Source organism: Mycolicibacterium fallax, assembly GCF_010726955.1.
GTDB lineage: Bacteria > Actinomycetota > Actinomycetes > Mycobacteriales > Mycobacteriaceae > Mycobacterium > Mycobacterium fallax.
On record NZ_AP022603.1, the window covers coordinates 498159 to 516161 of the forward strand.

The following is an 18003-nucleotide window of genomic DNA, read 5'->3' on the forward strand; positions in this document are numbered from 1 at the left end:
GGCGCATGCGTATTGATCCCTCGGTTCCCCTCGTCGCCGCCGGCCTGATCGGTGGCTACAGTGCCGCCCGCTACTCGGGGCGCCGTGAACTCGGCGGCGCGGTGCTCGCGGTCGCCGGTATTGCCGCCGGCAGCAGCTGGCTGCGCCGCGGACCCGCCGTCACCGGCGCGCTGAGCGCCGCCTACCTCGGCGCATTCGGTGCCTCGCACCCGCTGGCCAAGAAGATCGGCGCGTGGCCGTCGGTGCTCGCGGTCACCGCGGCGACGGTCGGGATCACCGCCGCCGCGACCGCCCGGGCAGGTCAGTGACCCGCACCCTGGTGCTGCTGCGGCACGGTGAGGCCGGCCACCCGGCCGGCGTCACCGACCACGAGCGACCGCTCACCGCCCACGGGCGCTTCGAGGCCGAAGCGGCCGGTGCCCAGTTCGACGACGACGGCCTGCGGATCGACGCGGTGATCTGCTCGACCGCCCAGCGCACCCGGCAGACCCTGGACGGCACCGGCGTCGATGCCCCCGCGGTGTACACCGAGGAGATCTACGAGAACACCGCCGAGGTGATCCTGGCGACGATCCGCACCCACGCGCCCGCGGCCGCCGGCACCGTGCTGGTGGTCGGTCACTTCCCGGGCCTGCCGGAAACGGTGCTGCTGCTCGACGACGACGCGGTGATCGAGGGCTTCCCGACCGCCGGCTACGCGGTGCTGTCCATCGGCACCGCTTGGGATCGGGTCGGCCTGGACGTCGACCCGCAGGCGCGGCTCACCGCCCTGCAGATTCCTCGCTGACCGGCCGGGACAGCGAGGAGGCCAGCACCGGCACCACCAGCTCGCGCTGCCAGCCCCGCGCCCCGGCGTCGCGCAGGAAGACCTCGACCGCGGCGGTGACGTCGTCCGCGGGCGCCCATTCCCAGCACAGCCGCCGCACCAACTCCGGGGTGAGCAGGTTCTCCGCCGGCACGCCCACCCCCTCGGACAGCTGGGTCAGCCCGGCCCGGGCGGCCTCCAGCCGGGCCGCCGCCTCGGGCTTGCGCCGGCTCCAGCGCACCGCCGGGGGCGGCCCGGTCTGCGGCTCGGAAAGCTCCGGCGGGTTCTCGTCGGCCCGGCCCGCGGCCAGCGCATCCAGCCACACCCCGGCCTGCTTGCGCTGCTTGGGCCCGCTGAACACCGGCAGCTTGGTCAGCTCGGCGACGGTCTTGGGATCGGTCAGCGCCGCCTCGATGATCGCCGAATCGGGCAGGATCCGGCCCGGCGCGATGTCGCGGCGCGCGGCGATCCGGTCCCGCACGGTCCACATTTCCCGCACCTCGGCCAGTGCCCGGCGATTGCGCACCTTGTGGATGCCGGAGGTGCGCCGCCACCGCTCGCGCCGCGGCGGCGCCGGCTCCGCGGTCCGCAGGTGCTCGAATTCCTCTGCCGCCCAATCGGTTTTGCCCTGCTCGTGCAGGACCTCGGCGATCGCGTCGCGCAGTTCGACGAGCACCTCGACGTCCAGGGCGGCGTAGTTGAGCCAGGCCGGTGGCAGCGGCCGCTTGGACCAGTCCGCCGCGCCGTGCCCCTTGGCCAGCCCCAGCCCGAGCAGCCGGGCCACCATGGTGGCCAGGTTGACCCGCTCGAAGCCGGCCAGCCGGCCGGCCAGCTCGGTGTCATACAGCGACGGCGGCCGCAGCCCCACCTCGGCCAGGCACGGCAGGTCCTGATCGGCGGCGTGCAGGATCCACTGATCGGAGCCGAGCACCTCGGCCAGCGGCGCCAGCATCTGCACCGGGTCGCCGCCGTGATTGACCGGATCGATCAGCACGGTGCCCGCGCCGGCCCGGCGGATCTGGATCAGGTAGGCGCGATTGGAGTAGCGGAACCCCGAGGCCCGCTCGGCGTCGACGGCGAAGGCGCCCCGCCCGGACGCCAGCAGCTCGGCGGCGTCGGCGATCTGCCAGTCGCTGATCGCCACCTCCGGCACCCCGTCGGCGGGGACCGCCAGCGGGGTGGGATCGGGTTCGGTGGCGCCGGGTTCGTCGGCCATCTCAGGCGCGCGATCGCGAGCCGAGGTCGGTCACCCCCACCGGCGGCAGCCCGGCGGCGTGCTCCAAAACCTCACAGAACGCCCGCACGTGCGCGTCCAGGGTCAGGTCGGTGGCCGTCCAGGACGCCCGCAGCTCCAGCTGATGGGCCCGCGGCGGGCCGGAGATGTCGCCGTAGCGCACCGAGGTCGTCGCGGTGACGGTGCCGCCCAGCGCGGTGTGCTGCTCGGCGCCCTGGGCCAGCGCCTCCACCAGCCAACTCCAGGCCACCTCGGGCAGCAGCGGGTCGACGGCCTCGCTGGAATCCAGGTCGGCCTGGATGTAGGCGACCAGCCGCATGGTGCCGTCCCAGGCGTCGGAGCCCTCCGGATCGTGCAACAGGATCAGCCGGCCGAAGGCGTCGCCCTCGGACTGCTCGGGGATCACCTCGGTGGCGGGGTGGCGCACCTCGGCGCCCAGGGCGTAGCTGAACGGGGCCAGCCGCTGCGGGGGGCGGATCGGGCCCAGTTCGATCTCCGCCCGCACGGTCGCGGCATTCATCGCCGCGACGGCGTCGCGGAACTCGACCGGTTCGACAGAGGTCACAAAAACGACGCTAAACCGTCGGGTTCGTCGGGTGGCGCAGGCGCGCCGGACGCGAATCGCCTTCGGGCTAGCATTGGCCTCGATGACTACCAGACGTGAGCTGCCCGAATCGCCCTACCTGGCCGCCATCGCGGGCCGGACGCCGTCGCACACCCCGGTGTGGTTCATGCGGCAGGCGGGCCGGTCGCTGCCCGAGTACCGGGCGCTGCGGGCCAACCACCGGATGCTCGATGCCTGCTTCGACCCCGCTCTGGTGACCGAGATCACCCTGCAGCCGGTGCGCCGGCACCACGTCGACGCCGCCATCCTGTTCTCCGACATCGTCGTCCCGCTGCGCGGCGCCGGCATCGACCTGGACATCGTGCCCGACGTCGGCCCGGTGATCGCCAACCCGATCCGCACCGCCGCCGACGTGGCCGGCCTGCGTCCGCTGGAGCCCGCGGACGTCGCCCCGATCACCGAGGCGATCGGCATGCTGGTCGGCGAGCTGGGCGCGGTGCCGCTGATCGGTTTTGCCGGCGCCCCGTTCACGCTGGCGTCCTACCTGGTGGAGGGCGGGCCCAGCCGGCACCACGAGCGCACCAAGGCGATGATGCACGGCGAGCCGGACACCTGGCACGCCCTGATGGCGGCGCTGACCGACATCACCATCGCGTTCCTGCAGACGCAGGTCGCCGCGGGCGTCGACGCGCTGCAGCTGTTCGACTCCTGGGCCGGCACCCTGTCGCTGACCGACTACCGCCGCTACGTCCTGCCGCACAGCGCCCGGGTGTTCGACGCGCTGGCCCCGGCCGGCGTGCCGATGACGCACTTCGGGGTGGGCACCGCCGAGCTGCTCGGCGCGATGTCCGAGGCGCTGGGCCCGATCCCGGCCGGGATGGTCGGGGTGGACTGGCGCACCGCGCTGGCCGACGCCGCGGTGCGGGTCGGGCCGGGCCGCGCCCTGCAGGGCAACCTCGACCCGGTGGTGCTGCTGGCCGGCTGGGAGGTCACCCAGCACGCCGCGCGCGCGGTGCTCGACGACGCCCGGGCCGCCCGGGCGGCAGGCGCGACCGGGCACGTCTTCAACCTCGGTCACGGCGTGCTGCCGTCGACCGATGCCGGACTGCTGACCGACCTGGTGGCGCTGGTGCACTCGTTGTGACGGCGAAGCGTTACGCCGTTGTCGGGGGCGGCATTTCCGGTTTGGCCGCCGCCTACCGACTGCGCCGGGCGGCGGGCCCGGACGCCGTCATCACGGTCTACGACCCGGCCGACCGGCTGGGCGGCATCCTGCGCACCGAGCGGCTGGCCGGCCAGGTCATGGACATCGGCGCCGAGGCGTTCGTGGTGCGCCGGCCCGAGGTGCCCGCGCTGCTGCGTGAGCTCGGCCTGGCCGATCGGCAGCGGGTGCCGACCGGGGTGCGTCCGCTGCTCTACAGCCAGGCCCGGCTGCATCAGCTGCCCGCGGGCACCGTCAACGGGTTGCCGTCGCAGGGCGCCGCGCTGGCCGGGCTGGTCGATGAGGCCACCGTCGCCCGGATCGCCGCCGAGCCGACCCGTCCGCTGCCGTGGCGCCCGGGCGATGATCCCGCCGTCGCCGCGATCGTCGGGGACCGGTTCGGGCCGCAGGTGGTGGCGCGCTCGGTCGACCCGATGCTGTCCGGGGTGTACGCCGGCTCGTCGGCGGGCATCGGGCTGCGCTCGGCGGTGCCGCCGGTGGCCGCCGAGCTGGACCGCGGCGCCCCCAGCCTGACCGCCGCGGTGCGCGCGGTGCTGCCGCCGACCGGGCCCGGCCCGGTGTTCGGCGCGATCGACGGCGGCTACCGGGTGCTGCTGGACGCGCTGGTCGAGGCGTCCGGGCTGGTGTGGGCGCCGACGGCGATCGCCGAACTGCGCGCCGACCGCCGCGGCTGGCTGGTCGGCGACGATGAGGGCACCGAATACCGGGCCGACGCCGTGGTGTTGGCCGCCCCGATCGGGCCCACCGCGGACCTGCTGGAGCACGTCGCCCCTCAGGCCGCGGCCATCGCAAAACGCATCCCGGTGGCCTCCTCGGTCGTCGTCGGGCTGGCGATTCCGGGCGGCACCCCGCTGCCGGAACAGTCCGGCGTGCTGGTGGCCAGCGGCGAGGCGCTGCACGCCAAAGCGATCACGCTGTCGACCCGCAAGTGGGGCCCGACCGGCAACGTCGAGCTGGTGCGGCTGTCGTTCGGCCGGCACGGCGACACCATCGCCGCCAGCACCGCCGACGAGCGGCTGCTGAGCTGGGCGGTCGCCGATCTGGAGACGGTGTTCGGGGTCCGGGTCGATCCGGTGGACGTGCTGGTGCACCGCTGGCTCGACGCCATGCCGCAGTACGGGCCCGGGCACCCGCGGCTGGTGGCGCAGCTGCGCGCCGGCCTGCCACCCGGGCTGGCGCTGGCCGGCAACTATCTCGACGGGATCGGTGTGCCGGCCTGCCTGGTCGCGGCCGGCCGTGCGGTGGAGCACCTGCGCGCATCCGGCTAGTCCCGCGGTGGCAACATGGGGTCATGGCCCGCCTCGATTACGACAAGCTGAACTCCACCACCCAATACATGATGATCTCGGTGTTCGCCGTGGAGCCGGGAGCACTGGGGGAGGACCGCGCCGACGTCGCCGCCGACCTCGCGGAGTTCTTCGCCCGGCGCGAGGAGGCCGGCGTGGTGCTGCGCGGGCTGTACGACGTGGCCGGCATGCGCGCCGACGCCGACTTCATGATGTGGACGCACGCCGAGCGGATCGAGGATCTGCAGGCCACCTACACCGGGTTCCGGCGCACCGCGCTGGGGCAGATCAGCGAGCCGGTGTGGAGCGTGGCGGCGCTACACCGGCCGGCCGAGTTCAACAAGAGTCACCTGCCGTCGTTCATCATGGGTGAGCCGGCCGGGGAGTACATCTGCGTCTACCCGTTCGTGCGGTCGCTGGAGTGGTACCTGCTGCCCGACGAGGAGCGTAAGAAGATGCTCGTCGAGCACGGCATGGAGGGGCGGGCCTACCCGGATGTGCGGGCCAACACCGTCCCGGCGTTCGCCCTCGGCGACTACGAGTGGATCCTGGCGTTCGAGGGCCCGGACCTGGGCCGGATCGTCGAGCTGATGTGGAAGCTGCGCTACACCGACGCCCGCAGGCACGCCCGCGAGGAGACCCCGTTCTTCACCGGCCCCCGGCGCGAGGTCGCCGAGCTGGTCGACGGGCTGGTCTGAGCCGGGCCGATGGCCGAGCCCGAGATCCCGGACCTGCACCGCGATCGTCGCCGGGCGATGTCGTTCGGCGCGATCGCCGACTCCTACGACCGGCTCCGGCCCCGGTACTGCGCGGCGACGCTGGACGCGATCGCGACGGCCGGCATGACCGCGCTGGACGTCGGCGCGGGCACCGGCATCCTGTCGCGTCAACTGCGTGAGCGCGGCGTGCAGGTGCTGGCGGTCGAGCCGGATCCCGGGATGGCCGAGATCGTCACCGGCTCGGGCATCCCGGTGGAGGTGGCCACCTTCGAGAGCTGGGACGCCGCGGGCCGCGCCTTCGACCTGGTCACCTTCGGTCAGTCGTTCCACTGGGTGAACGCCGAGACGGCGCTGCCGCGGCTGGCCGGGTTGCTGAACCCGGGCGGCCGGATCGCGCTGCTGTGGAACAAGTTGCGCCCGTCCCGGCCGTCCAACGACGAACTGCGCGCGGCCAGCCCGGACTACGTCAACGTCGACGCGGTGAGCAACGACCCGGCGCAGGCCGGCGCGGCGCTGGCCGAACTGCGCCGCCGGTTCACCGGCGCGGGGTTCACCGTGACCGAGCGCGAGGACGGCTGGACCGAGACGCAGCCGGCGCAGCGCTGGCTGGACCTGATCTTCACCTATTCCGCGCACTCCACGCTGCCCGCCGAACGCCGGCGAGTGCTGCGCGAGGCGCTCGCCGAGGTCATCGGCGGCGATGAGGTCACCATTGCGGCGTCGACGATCGCGCTGATCGCCGGTGCTCAGAACGGTGGCGGGTCGTAGCGACCCGGTGGCGGAGGTTTGCCGGCCGCGCGGGCGGCGGCTTGTGCGGCGGCGTCCTCGGCCGCGATCGCGGCGGCATTGAGCGCCCGCTCGCGTTTGATGCGCTGCGCGCGGAGGGTGGCTCGGTCCCGCTTTCGGGCCGGCTTCATCAGCGTGCGCCCCGGTCCCCGTTTCCGTCGGGGTTTGCCGGGCGGGGGTGGCTGGGCGGTGGTGGTGTTCCAGTCCGGGAACAGGATCCCGCTGAGCGGTTTGCTGGTGTAGCTGTGGCCGGTGGGGCTGGTGATGGTCAGCGTGCCGTCGGGGTGCTGGGTTTCGGACCACCCGGGCGCGAAGGTGCGGATCAGGTGATGTAGCCGGCACTTGACGTTGAGGCTGGAGGGGTGGGTGTGGCCGCCGTCGTCCCAGGGGTTGCTGTGGTCGATGTCGGACTCGGCGGCCGGGCGGTCGCAGCCGGGCCAGCGGCAGCTGAGGTCGCGGGTGCGGACGAACGCATCCAGCGCGGTTGACGGCCGGTAGCGGCGCTCGGGATCGGGGCCGGGCGCGGTCACGGTGCGGACCTTCGCGCCCAGCGCGATCAGCGCGGCCAGCGCCTCGGCGGAGATGAATCCACCGGCCCGGCCCGGGACGAACGCCACCGGTCGCGCGCCGGGTGCCGGGCCGGCCGGGCCGGCGGCGTCGACGGGCCCGGGGCTGGCCACGGTGTTGGTCCGGCGCCGCGGGGCGGGGGTCACCGGGGCATTGGTGACGACGGTGACGGTCACCCGGGCGGCCGGACTCACGCCGGTCTTGGCGGGGCAGTCGGGGTTGTCGCAGCCGCAGATCAGCCGGTCGGATTGGGCGGCCAGTGCGCCCATGGCGTCGGCCCGGCGTTGGGCCAGCGTCCGGGGATCGTCCTCGCACACCGCCTTGGCCATCGCGTTCAGGGTCGCGTCGAGCAGGGCGGCGTCGGTGATCGAGAGCTTGCCCCAGATGCTGGTCAGATCGGAGCCGTCGTCGCGCGGGTCGCCGATGGTGATCGATCGGCTGGCCACCGTGGCCCGGGAGCGCCGCACCGCGTCGGGGTCGCGGTCGGCGACGACGGTGTCGATCGTGGCCTCCAGCTTGGTCTGCGACAGCGGGCCCCAGCCGGTGATGGTCTCGGCGATGTCGGTGTCGATCTGCGCCCGGACCTCGGGGTCGATGACGTTCTCGGTGCGGTTGACGATGGTGGCGGCCGTCCAGGCGGTGATCTCACCGGCCAGAAACAGCGCGCCGACCTTCGGGAGCTCCTCGGCCAGGGTCATCGCGCGCAGCATCAGGTTCATCGCCCGGCCGTGCTTGACGGTCAGTGCGCAGGAGACCTCGGCGGCCGCCTGGTCCCACTCGTCGCAGCCCCAGCCCGGGGCCTTCGCGCCGAGCCGACGGCGGGTCAGCTCGGCGATCGCGGCCAGCTGCCGGGCCTCGGCGGCCGCGGTGGCGCGGGCCGCGGCGGTGATGGCGTCGATCAGGGCCGCATCGCCCAGGGGCCGGAGCTCCCCGGGGTCACACAGCCTCACCTCGAACATACCTTCGAATATACGCGGGCGCTCCGACAGTGATGATGTTCAACCGCTGCGGGTGAGGATGGTCTTGCCGTTGGCCGATGCGCAGCTACTCGGCTGCGGGCACCAGCGTCAGGCAAATGGAGTTGATGCAGTACCGCTGGTCGGTGGGGGTGGGGTAGCCCTCGCCGGTGAACACGTGGCCCAGGTGACTGTGGCAGGACGCGCACAGCACCTCCACCCGGCGCATGCCGAGGGATTCGTCGGGCCGCAGGATCACCGCGTCGGAGGCCGCCGGGTCGAAGAACGACGGCCAGCCGCAGTGCGAGTCGAACTTCTCGGTGCTGCGGAACAGTTCCGCGCCGCAGGCCCGGCAGTTGTAGACGCCCTCGGTGTGGGTGTCGACGTATTCGCCGACGCCGGGGCGTTCGGTTCCGGCGCGGCGCAGCACCGCGAACTCCTCCGGCGTCAGCCGGGAACGCCAATCGTCGTCGGACAGTTCGACCTTGGCCGGGGGCAGCGCGTCGTGGTCCATCAGGCCAGGTTAACGCGATTGGTTGGGTTCGTCCTCGAGCCCGTCGCGCTCGGGTGTCGGCCAGACCGGGTCGATGCCGTCGTCGAGCCGGCCGTCGGCGCGGGCGTCGAGGTAGCGGAACAGCAGCACGCAGAACACCACGATCATCAGCAGCGACCAGCCGTAGGTGATCTTCATGTACTCCAGGAACCGGCCCGTCGTCGGCCACCGCCACATCAGCCAGCGGTCCATGGTCAGGAACCCGTAGACCGCCAGCCAGGCCGGCCAGTTGCGCAGCACCGAATTGGGCAGCACCACCGTCATCAGGAACGGGAACAGCATCATCGAGTAGTAGCCCTGCGCCAGGCCCAGCACCAGCCACGACGTCGTCAACAGCACGCCCGAGGAGGTCAGCATCCAGAACAGCTGATCGCGCTGGCGGTAGTAGCGGTACAGCAGCCACAGGCTGACCGCGGCCAGCACCAGGAACAGCAGCCGCAGCCCCAGGATCAGCAGCGGCGGCAGGCCGTAGTAGCTGCCGTTGCCCAGGATCGAGGAGTTGAAGTAGTCCCGGGTCTGCAGGATGTAGGGCACGGTGTTCTTCACGAAGCCCATCGGGTCCGCCGACAGCGGCCAGGCCAGCGCGTTGAACAGCAGCGGCACCGCGAACGCCGCCACCAGCGCCCGCCACTGCCGGTTCAGCAGCGGCAGCAGCAGCAACACCGCCAGCAGCGGCTTGAGCACCAGGGTCAGCCCGATCGCCACGCCGGCCAGCCATTGATCGCGGTTCTTGCCGGTCAGCAGCCAGCGGAAGAACAGCACCTGCGCCAGCAGGATGCAGCCGTTGATGTTGGTGAACACCAGTGTGTTGGTGACCGATTCGGTGCAGTACATCGCCAGCAGCACCGCCGGCAGCGCCACCGAGGTCAGCCGGAAGTTGAACAGCCGCACCAGCAGCATCGCCGCGATGATGATCGCCGCCGAGTTGATCCCGACGAACCAGAACCGGGAGGCGAACTCGGGCAGGAAGCCGAACGGCGACAGCAGCAGGGTGCCGCCCGGCGAGTACAGGTAGTGCGGGTCGACGTAGTCCAGGTGCTCGTTGTAGATGTCCCAGCCGCGCCGGAAGTTCGACACCGCCCGGTACACCGGCCCGAAATCGTCGGTGATGTAGCCGTTGGTGGTCAGCACATACGAGCGGTGGATGATCGACATGATCGCCAGCGGCCACAGCACCGACCGCAGCACCGTCGCGGCGTCTGCGGGTCCGGTACGCGGCCGCAGCGGGCGCAGGATCTTCTCGGCTGCCGTCACGTGCGCACCGTACACCGGGCCCCGGTGCGGGTGCGTCAGGCGGGGCAGAACGTGTCGGTCTGCGGCAGGTTGCCCTCGCCGAGGTAGCTCAGCAGCGGCGGCATGGCGCAGGCGGAGTAGATGCTGGCGCCATTGCCGACGCCCTGCCACATCACCCGACGGCTGGTCGCACCGGCGTTGATGACGGTGGCCGCGGTGGCCGCCACCCCCTCCGAGCCCACGATCGGATTGTTGCGCGCGCCCATCAACAGCACGTCGACCTTGAGTTCCTTGGGTTCGGTCGGCTCCGCGCTGGTCGGCCAGTTCAGGCACTTCACCAGGTTGAGCGCGGCCACCGACCCGAACTGCGGGTACTGCTTGCCCCAGGCGACGACGAGTTCGCGGACCCGGTCGGGGGTGGGCCGGTTGAACTCGTCGCTGCAGCGGTTGATGAACTCGCCGTCGGTGCCGGTGCGGGCCTCGGCGGCCCGGACCAGCTCGGTCAGCGCGCCGGCGTCCCCGCCCCGGGCGGCGTTCAGCGCGTCGGCCAGCCGGCGGGTGTTCTCCGCACCGTCACCCTGCGGATAGCCCAGGGCGGTGATGATGGCGTTGACCAGCACCGCGACCGACATCCCCGCCGGGCCGCGGTCGGCCCGGGCGTCGTCGAGCAGGGCCGTCACGGCGGCCTTGGGGTCCGGGCCCAGCGCGCAGGCCGACGCCGCGCACTGGGCGGCGAAGACGTCCAGGGCGTCCTGCGCGCCGGCGAGCGCCTGCTGCGCGGCGGCCTCGGCGCCGATGGTCAGCGGCAGCGGTGAATCCAGCACCAGCCGGGCCACCTTGTCCGGGTGTGCACCGGCAAAACTGAGCGCCACCTGGGCGCCATTGCCGACGCCGATCAGCGCCAGCGCGGGCACGTCCCAGGTGCTGCGCAGCTTCTCCAGGTCCTCCCCGGCGTGCGCGTTGTTGTAGGCGGCATTGTTGGCGAGCGCGTCGGTGCAGTCGGTCGTCGCGGTCAGGGTGATCGCGCCCAGCCTGCTCACCGGGTCGTTGCCGGAGGAGAACTGGGTCTGGTCGCGCATGTCGCGCCGGTCGGCCGGGTTGCGGCATTCGATCGGGTCGGAGCTGCCCATGCCGCGGCGGTCGACGGCGACGATCGGGTGCTTGGCGAGGATGTCGACCCCGGAGCGGTGCAGCCACGCCGGCAGCTGCAGCGAACTGGGCAGATCGGATCCGGTGGTGAAGACCACCGGCCCGGCGTCGGTGGGGGTGCTGGTGCTGCTGGCCTTCACCGCGCCGATGCTCAGCTGGCCGGTGCCGCCGCCGATCGGGTCCATCGGGGCCTGGAAGCTGGCGCATTCCAGCTTCACCCCGGCGGGGGCGGGTACCCCGGCGGCCGCGGAGATCCGGGTGGTGCAGTCGGTCCAGGACAGGTCATCGGCGGGCGCGGCGATGGCCGGCGGGCCGGCCGGCGGGGCCGAGGTCTCGGTGGTCGCGCCGCCCTCGGAGCCGGAGTCGGTCGCGAAATCCGGCGGGGTGCTCAGCCCGGGGGCGCAGCCGGCCGTCAGGGTGATGGCGGCGAGCAGTATCGAGGCCCTGCGGGCAAGCCGACTCATGGCGATCAGCCTAGCCAGCCCGCCGGCACCGCTCACGCACGTACATGTCGGCTGTAGAGGTAGCCGGCCTCGTCGGCGAGCAGATGCGAACGGCGCATCCGGGTGTCCACCGCCCCGGGACCGGTGGCGATCCGCCGGGCCGAGCCGCCCACCAGCAGCGGGGCGATGGTCAGGCACAGCTCGTCGAGCAGCTCGGCCTCGACGAAGGTGGAGTGCAGCTGGGGCCCGCCCTCGGTGAGCACCCGGGGCAGACCGCGCTCGGCGAGCCGGTCCAGCAGCACCCTCGGATCGACGTCGGCGGGGTCGTGGTGCGAGCAGTCGATGACCTGGGCCGCCGAGCCCAGCCGGGTGGCGACGTCGGCGGCGGCGTCGGTGCAGGTCAACACCAGCGGGGGCACCTCGCTGTGGGTGAACACCTTCAGGTCGCGGTCCAGCCGGCCCGACGCGGTGACGATCGCGATCGGCGGCAGCTCGGCCTGGCCGCGGCGCTGCCGGGCCGCCCGCGCCGACGCCGACAGCACCGCGCCGCCGTAGTGCTCCTCGCGCACCGTGCCCGCGCCGACCACGATGACGTCGGCCAGCTCCCGCATCAGCGCGAACAGTGCCCGGTCCCCGGGCCCGGCCAGCCCGCCGGAGCGGCCGTCGACGGTGGCCCCGCCGTCGAGGCTGCTGATGAAGTTCGACCGGACCCACGGCCGGTCCAGCCGATCGGGATAGCGGTACAGCTCGGCCAGGCCGTCGCCGTCGACGACGCCGCCGCCGAGCAGTGTGAGCTGGGTCCCAGCGTCGGATCCGGTCATGCTTACGATTCCAGCACGTCGCTAAAGTTCCTGCCATGGTTGCTCCCGCTCACCTGACCGATCGGCACCCCACGGTTTCGCCGGAGCGGTTGATCGCCCAGCTGGTGCCGCCGCCGACGTTCAACGATGTGAGCTTTGCCAGCTACCGGCCGGACCCGAGCGAGCCCACCCAGGCCGCCGCGGTCGGATTCGGGCGCCGGTTCTGCGAGGAGGCCGCCAAACGCCGCGAGGGCAAACGCAAGATGTTCGGCAAGCGGGAGGCGCTGCCCGGCGTCGGGCTGTACCTGGACGGCGGTTTCGGCGTCGGCAAGACCCACCTGCTGGCGTCCATCTACTACACGCTGGCCGCCGGCCCCGCCCCGGCGGCGTTCGCGACCTTCGGTGAGCTGACCCAGCTTGCCGGGGTGTTCGGGTTCACCGAGTGCATCGATCTGCTCGCCGACTACGCGGTGGTGTGCATCGACGAGTTCGAGCTCGACGACCCGGGCAACACCACGCTGATCTCCCGGATGCTGTCCCAGTTGGTGGAGCGCGGGGTGTCGATCGCGGCCACCTCGAACACCCTGCCCGAGCAGCTCGGTGAGGGCCGGTTCGCCGCGCAGGACTTCCTGCGCGAGATCAACACGCTGTCGGAGATCTTCACCACGGTGCGGGTGGAGGGCCCCGACTACCGGCACCGCGGCCTGCCGCCGGCGCCGGAACCGCTGACCGACGCGCAGGTCACCGAGCGCGCCGCGGTGGCCGCCGGGGCGACCCTGGACGACTTCGACGCGCTGTGCGCGCACCTGGCCACCATGCACCCGTCGCGGTATTTGACCCTGATCGAGGATGTGCAGTCGGTGTTCATCACCGGGGTGCACCCGCTCGACGATCAGAGTGTGGCGCTGCGGCTGGTGTCACTGACCGACCGGCTGTACGACGCCGGCATCCCGATGGTGGCCTCCGGATCCAAGCTGGACACCGTGTTCAGCGAGGAGATGCTGGCCGGCGGTTACCGCAAGAAGTACCTGCGGGCCACCTCCCGGTTGCTGGCGCTGACCGCCGCGGGCATGGAGAGCTCCGACCCCGCGTAGCGGCCGCTCGGTTCGGGCTGTCAGACAGATCGGTGCTTACGCCGGCCGTGCCATCACGTAATCGTGCTCGACGACATGGTCGGCCAGGGTGAAGGTGCGCTCGCCGCATGCGGTGAAGCCGCTCTTGCGGTAGAACGCCTGGGCCCGGGTGTTGCGCTGGTTGACGCCGAGCCAGACGGTGGCGATCTGGTCGGCGCGCGCCCGGTCGAGCGCGGCGGCCATCAGCGCCGCGGCGACGCCGGATCCGTGTGCATCGGGCCGCACGTACATCTTGGACAGCTCCATCGCCGGGCGTCCGGAGACCGCCCGGGCCACCGCGGGATCGGCGGGCTCACCGCGGATCAGCAGGCTGTACCCGATCACCGCGCCGTCGTCGCGGGCCAGCAGCACCGTGTGGTCGGCGGAGTCCAGGTACCCGGCGAAGCGCTGGGCGCTCAGGTGCTCGGCGACGAACGCCGCGATGGCGGCCGGCGGGATGCCCGGGGGACAGGCCAGCGGGAAGGTCTCGGCGGCCAGTGCGGCCAGTGCCTCGGCGTCGGCGGGACCGGCCTGGGCTACAGGTTCCATTGAGCGAGGTGGAAGCCGCTCTGCTTGTCGGTAAGCACCACGTTGCTGACCAGTTCGCGGTAGCAGTCCCAGAACACATAGCCGTTCACCGTGGACCCGGCGGGCGCGTTGAGCAGGGCGTACTGCAGCGCATCGCCGGCGTCGCTGTTACGCGGCTGGTAGGCGTCCCCGACCAGGTTGACGCCGTTGAAGATGAACGACCGGGCCAGCGAGAACGGGTGCGGCGCCTGCACGACCTGAATGATGACCAGGGCCTTCCACACCTCGTGGCGGGGCGGCCGGGGCGGGTAGCCGAAGCCGGGCGGCACTTCGGAGGGCTGGACGCTGACGACGGTGACGTCGGCGACGATGCCCTGCTTCTCGTTGACCACCCGCAGCGTGTCGCCGATCCGGCCGATCGGCGCGTCGGTCGCCGCCGCGGTGGGGGCGCCGATCAGCGTCGCGACCGTGGCGAGGGCGAACAGCAGGGCAAGGCAGCGTTGACGCATGCCTGGGATGATCCCACAGCCGGACCGCGCGAGTGCTCGGTGCCGCCGAAATCGTGCCCGACCGGTGGGCGGCGCGGCGGTAACGTCGACGCGGTGAGCACCAGCGACGCCGTCGTCATCCGGCAGGGACGCACCGTTGGGGTGTTCCTGGTGTTACTGATCCTCAGCCCGTTCGGAGTGCTGTTCCTGCTCTCGGCTCCCGCGGTGCTGATCAGCGGCGAGGAATTCAACGGCGGTGTGGTGATCATGTTCCTGACGGGGCTGTTGATGACCGCGCTGGCGGTCAGCCTGGCGTACCGGGCGGCGATCCGGTCGGAGCTGGCCCGCATCGATGCCACCGGCGTCACCTTCGACAAGATCGCGGATCCGCGGTTGCGGAGCTGGACCTGGGCGGAGATCGCATCGATCAGCACCCGCAGCACCACGGTCCGGGGCGTCACGATCGATGATCTCCGGTTCGAGCTGTACCGCTCGCCGCGCGTGGACGAACTGCGGGCCTCGCTGCCCGCTCGGGACGTCTGGTTCCGCAGCCGCGACACCCGCCTGGGCGACCGCACCAGCATCCGGTTCGGGGTGGGGGTGCGGCCGCGCTACGGCGAGGTGATCGCCCGGCTCGGGCAGTGGGCGCCGGCCGGGCTGGTGCCGGGCCACTGGGCGTCAACCGGCGGTTGACCCGGTGCCCGGTTCGGGCTTGGGCGGCTGATAGCCGGCGGTGAACCCGGCCGGCACCTCGACGTTGCCGGCGGAGTCGACGACGAAGACGGTCGGCGCGTTGGGGCCGAGCCACAGCACCAGCGCGCCGGCGATCTCGGGGTGGCTGAGCAGGCTGAAGTGATGCGCCCGGCCGATGTGCACGCCGTTGCCGGGGTCGAAACCGATCCGGCGGGCGCGCTGGGCGCCGGCCGCGCTGGCCCGCAGCACCAGGCCGTCGCCGATCAGCCGGCCGATCGGGTGCCGCGGGCTGCGGGTGACCGTCGCCGAGGCGAAATAGTGGTTGATCCCGGGCAGCAGGGGGATCTCCGCGGCGATCGCCCGGGCCAGATCGTCGGGGTCGCGGCCGCCCCAGTCGGTGTCCACCAGCGAACCGGCCCGCAGGTCCCGGATGCCGCCGCTGCGCCGGCGCAGCAGCCGGGCGAAGGCCTCGGTCTCGGGCAGCTTGGCCAGCAGCGCGGCGCCGTGGTGGGCGGCGTTCTCCAGCGGGGCGCCGGTGTGCGGGGTGCCCAGGCTGATGGTTGCGCCGACCAGCCGCGGCCAGTCGAACCCGGCCTCGGTGGCGTGGTGCGCGGCGCTGCGCATGACCAGGCCGCCCATCGAATGCCCGATCAGGCTGATGTCGGTCACCGGGACCGGCCAGATGCGCACCAGATCGTTGATCAGCGTGGCCAGCGTGCGGCCGTTGTGCGAGATCCGCCGGCCGGTGTTGTAGCGCAGGTAGACCGGGGTGATGTGGTGCGCCTCGGCCAGATGTTCGCCGTAGCTGTGGTCGGTGCGGTACCACCAGACGTGCTCGGTCTCCACCAGGCCGTGCGCGAAGATCGCGATCCGGCCGGTGGCATCGGGGAACGCCTCGGCGACCTGGGTGCGGCTCAGGTGCACGACGACGCCGTCCTCGCGCACCGTCATGCCCTCGGTGTCGGTCTCGGCCAGCGGCGAGCGGTCGTCGGCCAACTCGTCGCCGATCAGCCCGTTGAGCGCGCCGATCAGCCCGGCCCCGAACACCGTCTCCGACGGGGCGTACTCCATCGGCAGGTCGGCGACCCGGCCGCCGACCCAACCCGCGGCCCGGGTCGAGCCGGTGACGGTCTTGTAGACACCGTCGGTGATGGCGTCGTGCAGGAACTTGACCGGCGCCACCGCCGGCCCCAGGCCCAGCCGGACCATCGAGAAGACCCGGTCGGAGATCGCCCGGTGGGTGGTGTGGATGCCGGCCGAGGCCTTCGACACCTCGGTGAGCCCGAGCTGCGACAGCGCCCGGATCTCCCGGCGGCGTTCCTCGCGGCGGGTCAGCTCGTCGGATGCCGGGGGCTGGGGGAGGTCGTCGGGACCGCTCATGCGTGCCAGTGTACGAGTGTTCACTGAAATCGGAAATGAGATTGCCGTCTCACCGCGCGGGGGCTGCGGGAGCACCCGTCGTACAATGAAAAAACCCGCTGCGAACAGCGGGTTTGACTACTGGTGCGCGATACTGGGATTGAACCAGTGACCTCTTCCGTGTCAGGGAAGCGCTCTCCCGCTGAGCTAATCGCGCCGGGTTGAATCTTTGAGGTGGAGACGGGAATCGAACCCGTGTGCACGGCTTTGCAGGCCGTTGCCTCACCACTCGGCCACTCCACCGCTGGGGTTGATGCATGTCGCACCCTCGAGCGGATGACGGGATTCGAACCCGCGACCCTCACCTTGGCAAGGTGATGCGCTACCAACTGCGCTACATCCGCGTGCTACGGGCGAGATCGTCGTCCGTCGCGCAGCACGACAGTAGTCGAACGACGGGCGTGGGCACAAATCCCTTGCTCACGAGGGGTTTCCGCCGTCGTCAGTTTCCGTGCACGGGTCAGAAGAAGCGGTACTGCTGACGTGACAGTTCGAAGCCGTGCCCGTCGGCGTTGGTGCACCGCATCCCGGATTCCCGGCTCAGGCAGGTGATGCCGTCGACCGTCAGCGACGTTCCGTAGTCCAGTGGGTTCTCTGTGGTCAGCGCGGTGTCGCCGGCGCACACCACCTCGGGTTGACCGTGGGTGCCCACCGTCAGGCCCTGGCCATAGGAGGTCATGGTGCTGCAGCCGGCCGGCCGCGGCGGCGGGTTCCAGTCCCGGTCCCGGATGTCGCAGCGCGCACTGCCGCCGGCGATGTAGCAGCCGATGTTGCCGCTGGGCGTGCTGAACGCCTGGAAGGCAGCTCCGGCCGACGTCGGCGCGACCAGCGTGCCCAGGGTCAGCAGCGTCGCCGCGCCGGCGGCGAGAGCAAAAGTTTTCACCTGCCAACGATAAGTCCGGGTGGACGCGGGTCGGACCGGAATTTCAGTACGGGACTCCGCCCGTGTTAACCTTCGGCGTCGTTGAGCTCGTCTCGACGCCGACTCCCGGTCCCGTAGCTCAGTGGGAGAGCGTCCGCCTCACACGCGGAAGGTCGCTGGTTCGAAACCAGCCGGGACCACCACCGGGAACCCCTCTGACCAGCGTCGGAGGGGTTTTTCTTTGCCTGGTGACCAGCGGCCGAGGCTGAAGTGCACAAGAACGCGCTGGCCCGACAAGAACTGCGCCGCCGCCAAGCGCGTTGGGCGCGCAATCCCGGCCGCGAAAACCGGTGCCGTCGACCCGGCCGGCCCGGTTTTAAACTCGGGTGATGACCGCTCCCACGCTGGCCTGCCCGCTGTGCCGCAACGATCAGTTTCAGCGCGAGGAATCGCGGCAGGAGTCCCGGTGGGGGTTCACCACCCATCGGATGACGCTGCTGGTCTGCACCCGCTGCCGCTACGTGCTGCACTTCTACGACGCGCACTCGATCTTCGACTTCGAGTGAGCCGGCGCGGGCCGGCG

The 18003-nt window shown here is 71.9% G+C and carries 20 protein-coding genes and 4 tRNA genes; 10 read left to right on the forward strand and 14 right to left on the reverse strand.

The features are described from left to right. Positions 1-5: 5 nt before the first annotated feature. Both G6N10_RS02385 and G6N10_RS02390 read left to right on the forward strand, forming a co-directional pair. Complete coding sequence (locus G6N10_RS02385) at positions 6-308, forward strand: hypothetical protein (RefSeq protein WP_085094235.1); 303 nt, start codon at positions 6-8, stop codon at positions 306-308. Next, positions 305-787: a SixA phosphatase family protein gene (locus G6N10_RS02390; protein ID WP_085094233.1), complete on the forward strand. Its 483-nt coding sequence runs from the start codon at positions 305-307 to the stop codon at positions 785-787. Before G6N10_RS02385 ends, G6N10_RS02390 begins: the two co-directional genes overlap by 4 nt. Here the strand turns inward: G6N10_RS02390 and G6N10_RS02395 are convergent. Both G6N10_RS02395 and G6N10_RS02400 read right to left on the reverse strand, forming a co-directional pair. Next, positions 762-2021 carry an HRDC domain-containing protein gene (locus tag G6N10_RS02395; protein ID WP_085094231.1) on the reverse strand — a complete coding sequence of 420 codons (1260 nt, stop codon included), beginning with the start codon at positions 2019-2021 and terminating at the stop codon, positions 762-764. The genes G6N10_RS02390 and G6N10_RS02395 overlap by 26 nt on opposite strands. 1 nt (position 2022) lies before the next feature. Further along, positions 2023-2559, reverse strand: coding sequence for a DUF3000 domain-containing protein (locus G6N10_RS02400; RefSeq protein WP_234810488.1), 537 nt, complete (start codon positions 2557-2559; stop codon positions 2023-2025). A 127-nt stretch (positions 2560-2686) separates the two neighbouring features. On the opposite strand from G6N10_RS02400, the gene hemE reads away from it, so the two are divergent. Genes hemE through G6N10_RS02420 form a run of 4 tightly spaced genes read left to right on the forward strand, consistent with a single transcriptional unit; the run spans position 2687 to position 6599 of the window. Beyond that, positions 2687-3748 carry a uroporphyrinogen decarboxylase gene (gene hemE, locus G6N10_RS02405; RefSeq protein WP_085094227.1) on the forward strand — a complete coding sequence of 354 codons (1062 nt, stop codon included), beginning with the start codon at positions 2687-2689 and terminating at the stop codon, positions 3746-3748. After that, entirely contained in the window at positions 3745-5094 is a 1350-nt protein-coding gene (locus G6N10_RS02410; protein ID WP_085094225.1) for a protoporphyrinogen oxidase, read from the forward strand. The genes hemE and G6N10_RS02410 overlap by 4 nt, the downstream gene beginning before the upstream one ends. A gap of 23 nt (positions 5095-5117) precedes the next feature. Next, entirely contained in the window at positions 5118-5810 is a 693-nt protein-coding gene (gene hemQ / locus G6N10_RS02415) for a hydrogen peroxide-dependent heme synthase (RefSeq protein ID WP_085094223.1), read from the forward strand. A 9-nt stretch (positions 5811-5819) separates the two neighbouring features. Then, on the forward strand, positions 5820-6599 hold the full coding sequence (locus G6N10_RS02420; RefSeq protein ID WP_085094221.1) for a class I SAM-dependent methyltransferase: 780 nt from the start codon (positions 5820-5822) through the stop codon (positions 6597-6599). On the opposite strand, the gene G6N10_RS02425 is transcribed toward G6N10_RS02420, so the two are convergent. From G6N10_RS02425 to G6N10_RS02445, 5 genes are all read right to left on the reverse strand, one after another. Continuing rightward, the gene (locus G6N10_RS02425; protein WP_085094219.1) at positions 6578-8143 is read right to left on the reverse strand and encodes an HNH endonuclease signature motif containing protein; all 1566 of its coding nucleotides are present in this window, start codon (positions 8141-8143) and stop codon (positions 6578-6580) included. The two genes, G6N10_RS02420 and G6N10_RS02425, sit on opposite strands and share 22 nt — an antisense overlap. Before the next feature lie 85 nt (positions 8144-8228). Beyond that, positions 8229-8654 (reverse strand): peptide-methionine (R)-S-oxide reductase MsrB, encoded by a 426-nt coding sequence (gene msrB / locus G6N10_RS02430; RefSeq protein ID WP_085094217.1) that lies wholly within the window; start codon positions 8652-8654, stop codon positions 8229-8231. A gap of 9 nt (positions 8655-8663) precedes the next feature. Further along, on the reverse strand, positions 8664-9962 hold the full coding sequence (gene aftC, locus G6N10_RS02435) for an arabinofuranan 3-O-arabinosyltransferase (protein WP_085094215.1): 1299 nt from the start codon (positions 9960-9962) through the stop codon (positions 8664-8666). A gap of 20 nt (positions 9963-9982) precedes the next feature. Then, positions 9983-11548: an alpha/beta hydrolase gene (locus G6N10_RS02440; RefSeq protein WP_085094482.1), complete on the reverse strand. Its 1566-nt coding sequence runs from the start codon at positions 11546-11548 to the stop codon at positions 9983-9985. Positions 11549-11571: 23 nt separating this feature from the next. Then, entirely contained in the window at positions 11572-12339 is a 768-nt protein-coding gene (locus G6N10_RS02445) for a pyrimidine reductase family protein (protein WP_085094213.1), read from the reverse strand. A 35-nt stretch (positions 12340-12374) separates the two neighbouring features. On the opposite strand from G6N10_RS02445, the gene zapE reads away from it, so the two are divergent. Further along, a complete protein-coding gene (zapE, locus tag G6N10_RS02450) occupies positions 12375-13412 on the forward strand; it encodes a cell division protein ZapE (RefSeq protein WP_085094211.1) in 1038 nt (345 codons plus the stop codon). Positions 13413-13448: 36 nt separating this feature from the next. Here zapE and G6N10_RS02455 read toward each other — a convergent pair whose 3' ends face one another. Then, on the reverse strand, positions 13449-13979 hold the full coding sequence (locus G6N10_RS02455) for a GNAT family N-acetyltransferase (protein ID WP_085094209.1): 531 nt from the start codon (positions 13977-13979) through the stop codon (positions 13449-13451). Next, positions 13967-14467, reverse strand: a complete 501-nt coding sequence (locus G6N10_RS02460) for a hypothetical protein (protein ID WP_085094207.1) — start codon at positions 14465-14467, stop codon at positions 13967-13969. The genes G6N10_RS02455 and G6N10_RS02460 overlap by 13 nt, the downstream gene beginning before the upstream one ends. A gap of 93 nt (positions 14468-14560) precedes the next feature. Between G6N10_RS02460 and G6N10_RS02465 the strand changes: the two genes are divergently transcribed. Next, the gene (locus G6N10_RS02465; RefSeq protein ID WP_085094205.1) at positions 14561-15139 is read left to right on the forward strand and encodes a hypothetical protein; all 579 of its coding nucleotides are present in this window, start codon (positions 14561-14563) and stop codon (positions 15137-15139) included. On the opposite strand, the gene G6N10_RS02470 is transcribed toward G6N10_RS02465, so the two are convergent. The 5 genes from G6N10_RS02470 to G6N10_RS02490 form a co-directional block, all read right to left on the reverse strand. Continuing rightward, a complete protein-coding gene (locus G6N10_RS02470) occupies positions 15125-16519 on the reverse strand; it encodes an esterase/lipase family protein (RefSeq protein WP_085094203.1) in 1395 nt (464 codons plus the stop codon). The two genes, G6N10_RS02465 and G6N10_RS02470, sit on opposite strands and share 15 nt — an antisense overlap. 121 nt (positions 16520-16640) lie before the next feature. Continuing rightward, positions 16641-16715 (reverse strand) — tRNA-Val (locus G6N10_RS02475). A 15-nt stretch (positions 16716-16730) separates the two neighbouring features. Next, positions 16731-16801, reverse strand: a tRNA-Cys gene (locus G6N10_RS02480). Between the two features lie 28 nt (positions 16802-16829). After that, positions 16830-16902 (reverse strand) — tRNA-Gly (locus tag G6N10_RS02485). A gap of 116 nt (positions 16903-17018) precedes the next feature. Beyond that, the gene (locus G6N10_RS02490) at positions 17019-17441 is read right to left on the reverse strand and encodes a DUF6636 domain-containing protein (protein WP_234810478.1); all 423 of its coding nucleotides are present in this window, start codon (positions 17439-17441) and stop codon (positions 17019-17021) included. A gap of 107 nt (positions 17442-17548) precedes the next feature. Here G6N10_RS02490 and G6N10_RS02495 point away from each other — a divergent pair. Then, positions 17549-17623, forward strand: a tRNA-Val gene (locus G6N10_RS02495). Positions 17624-17809: 186 nt separating this feature from the next. Next, positions 17810-17986 (forward strand): hypothetical protein, encoded by a 177-nt coding sequence (locus tag G6N10_RS20000; RefSeq protein ID WP_165757658.1) that lies wholly within the window; start codon positions 17810-17812, stop codon positions 17984-17986. Positions 17987-18003 lie beyond the last annotated feature (17 nt).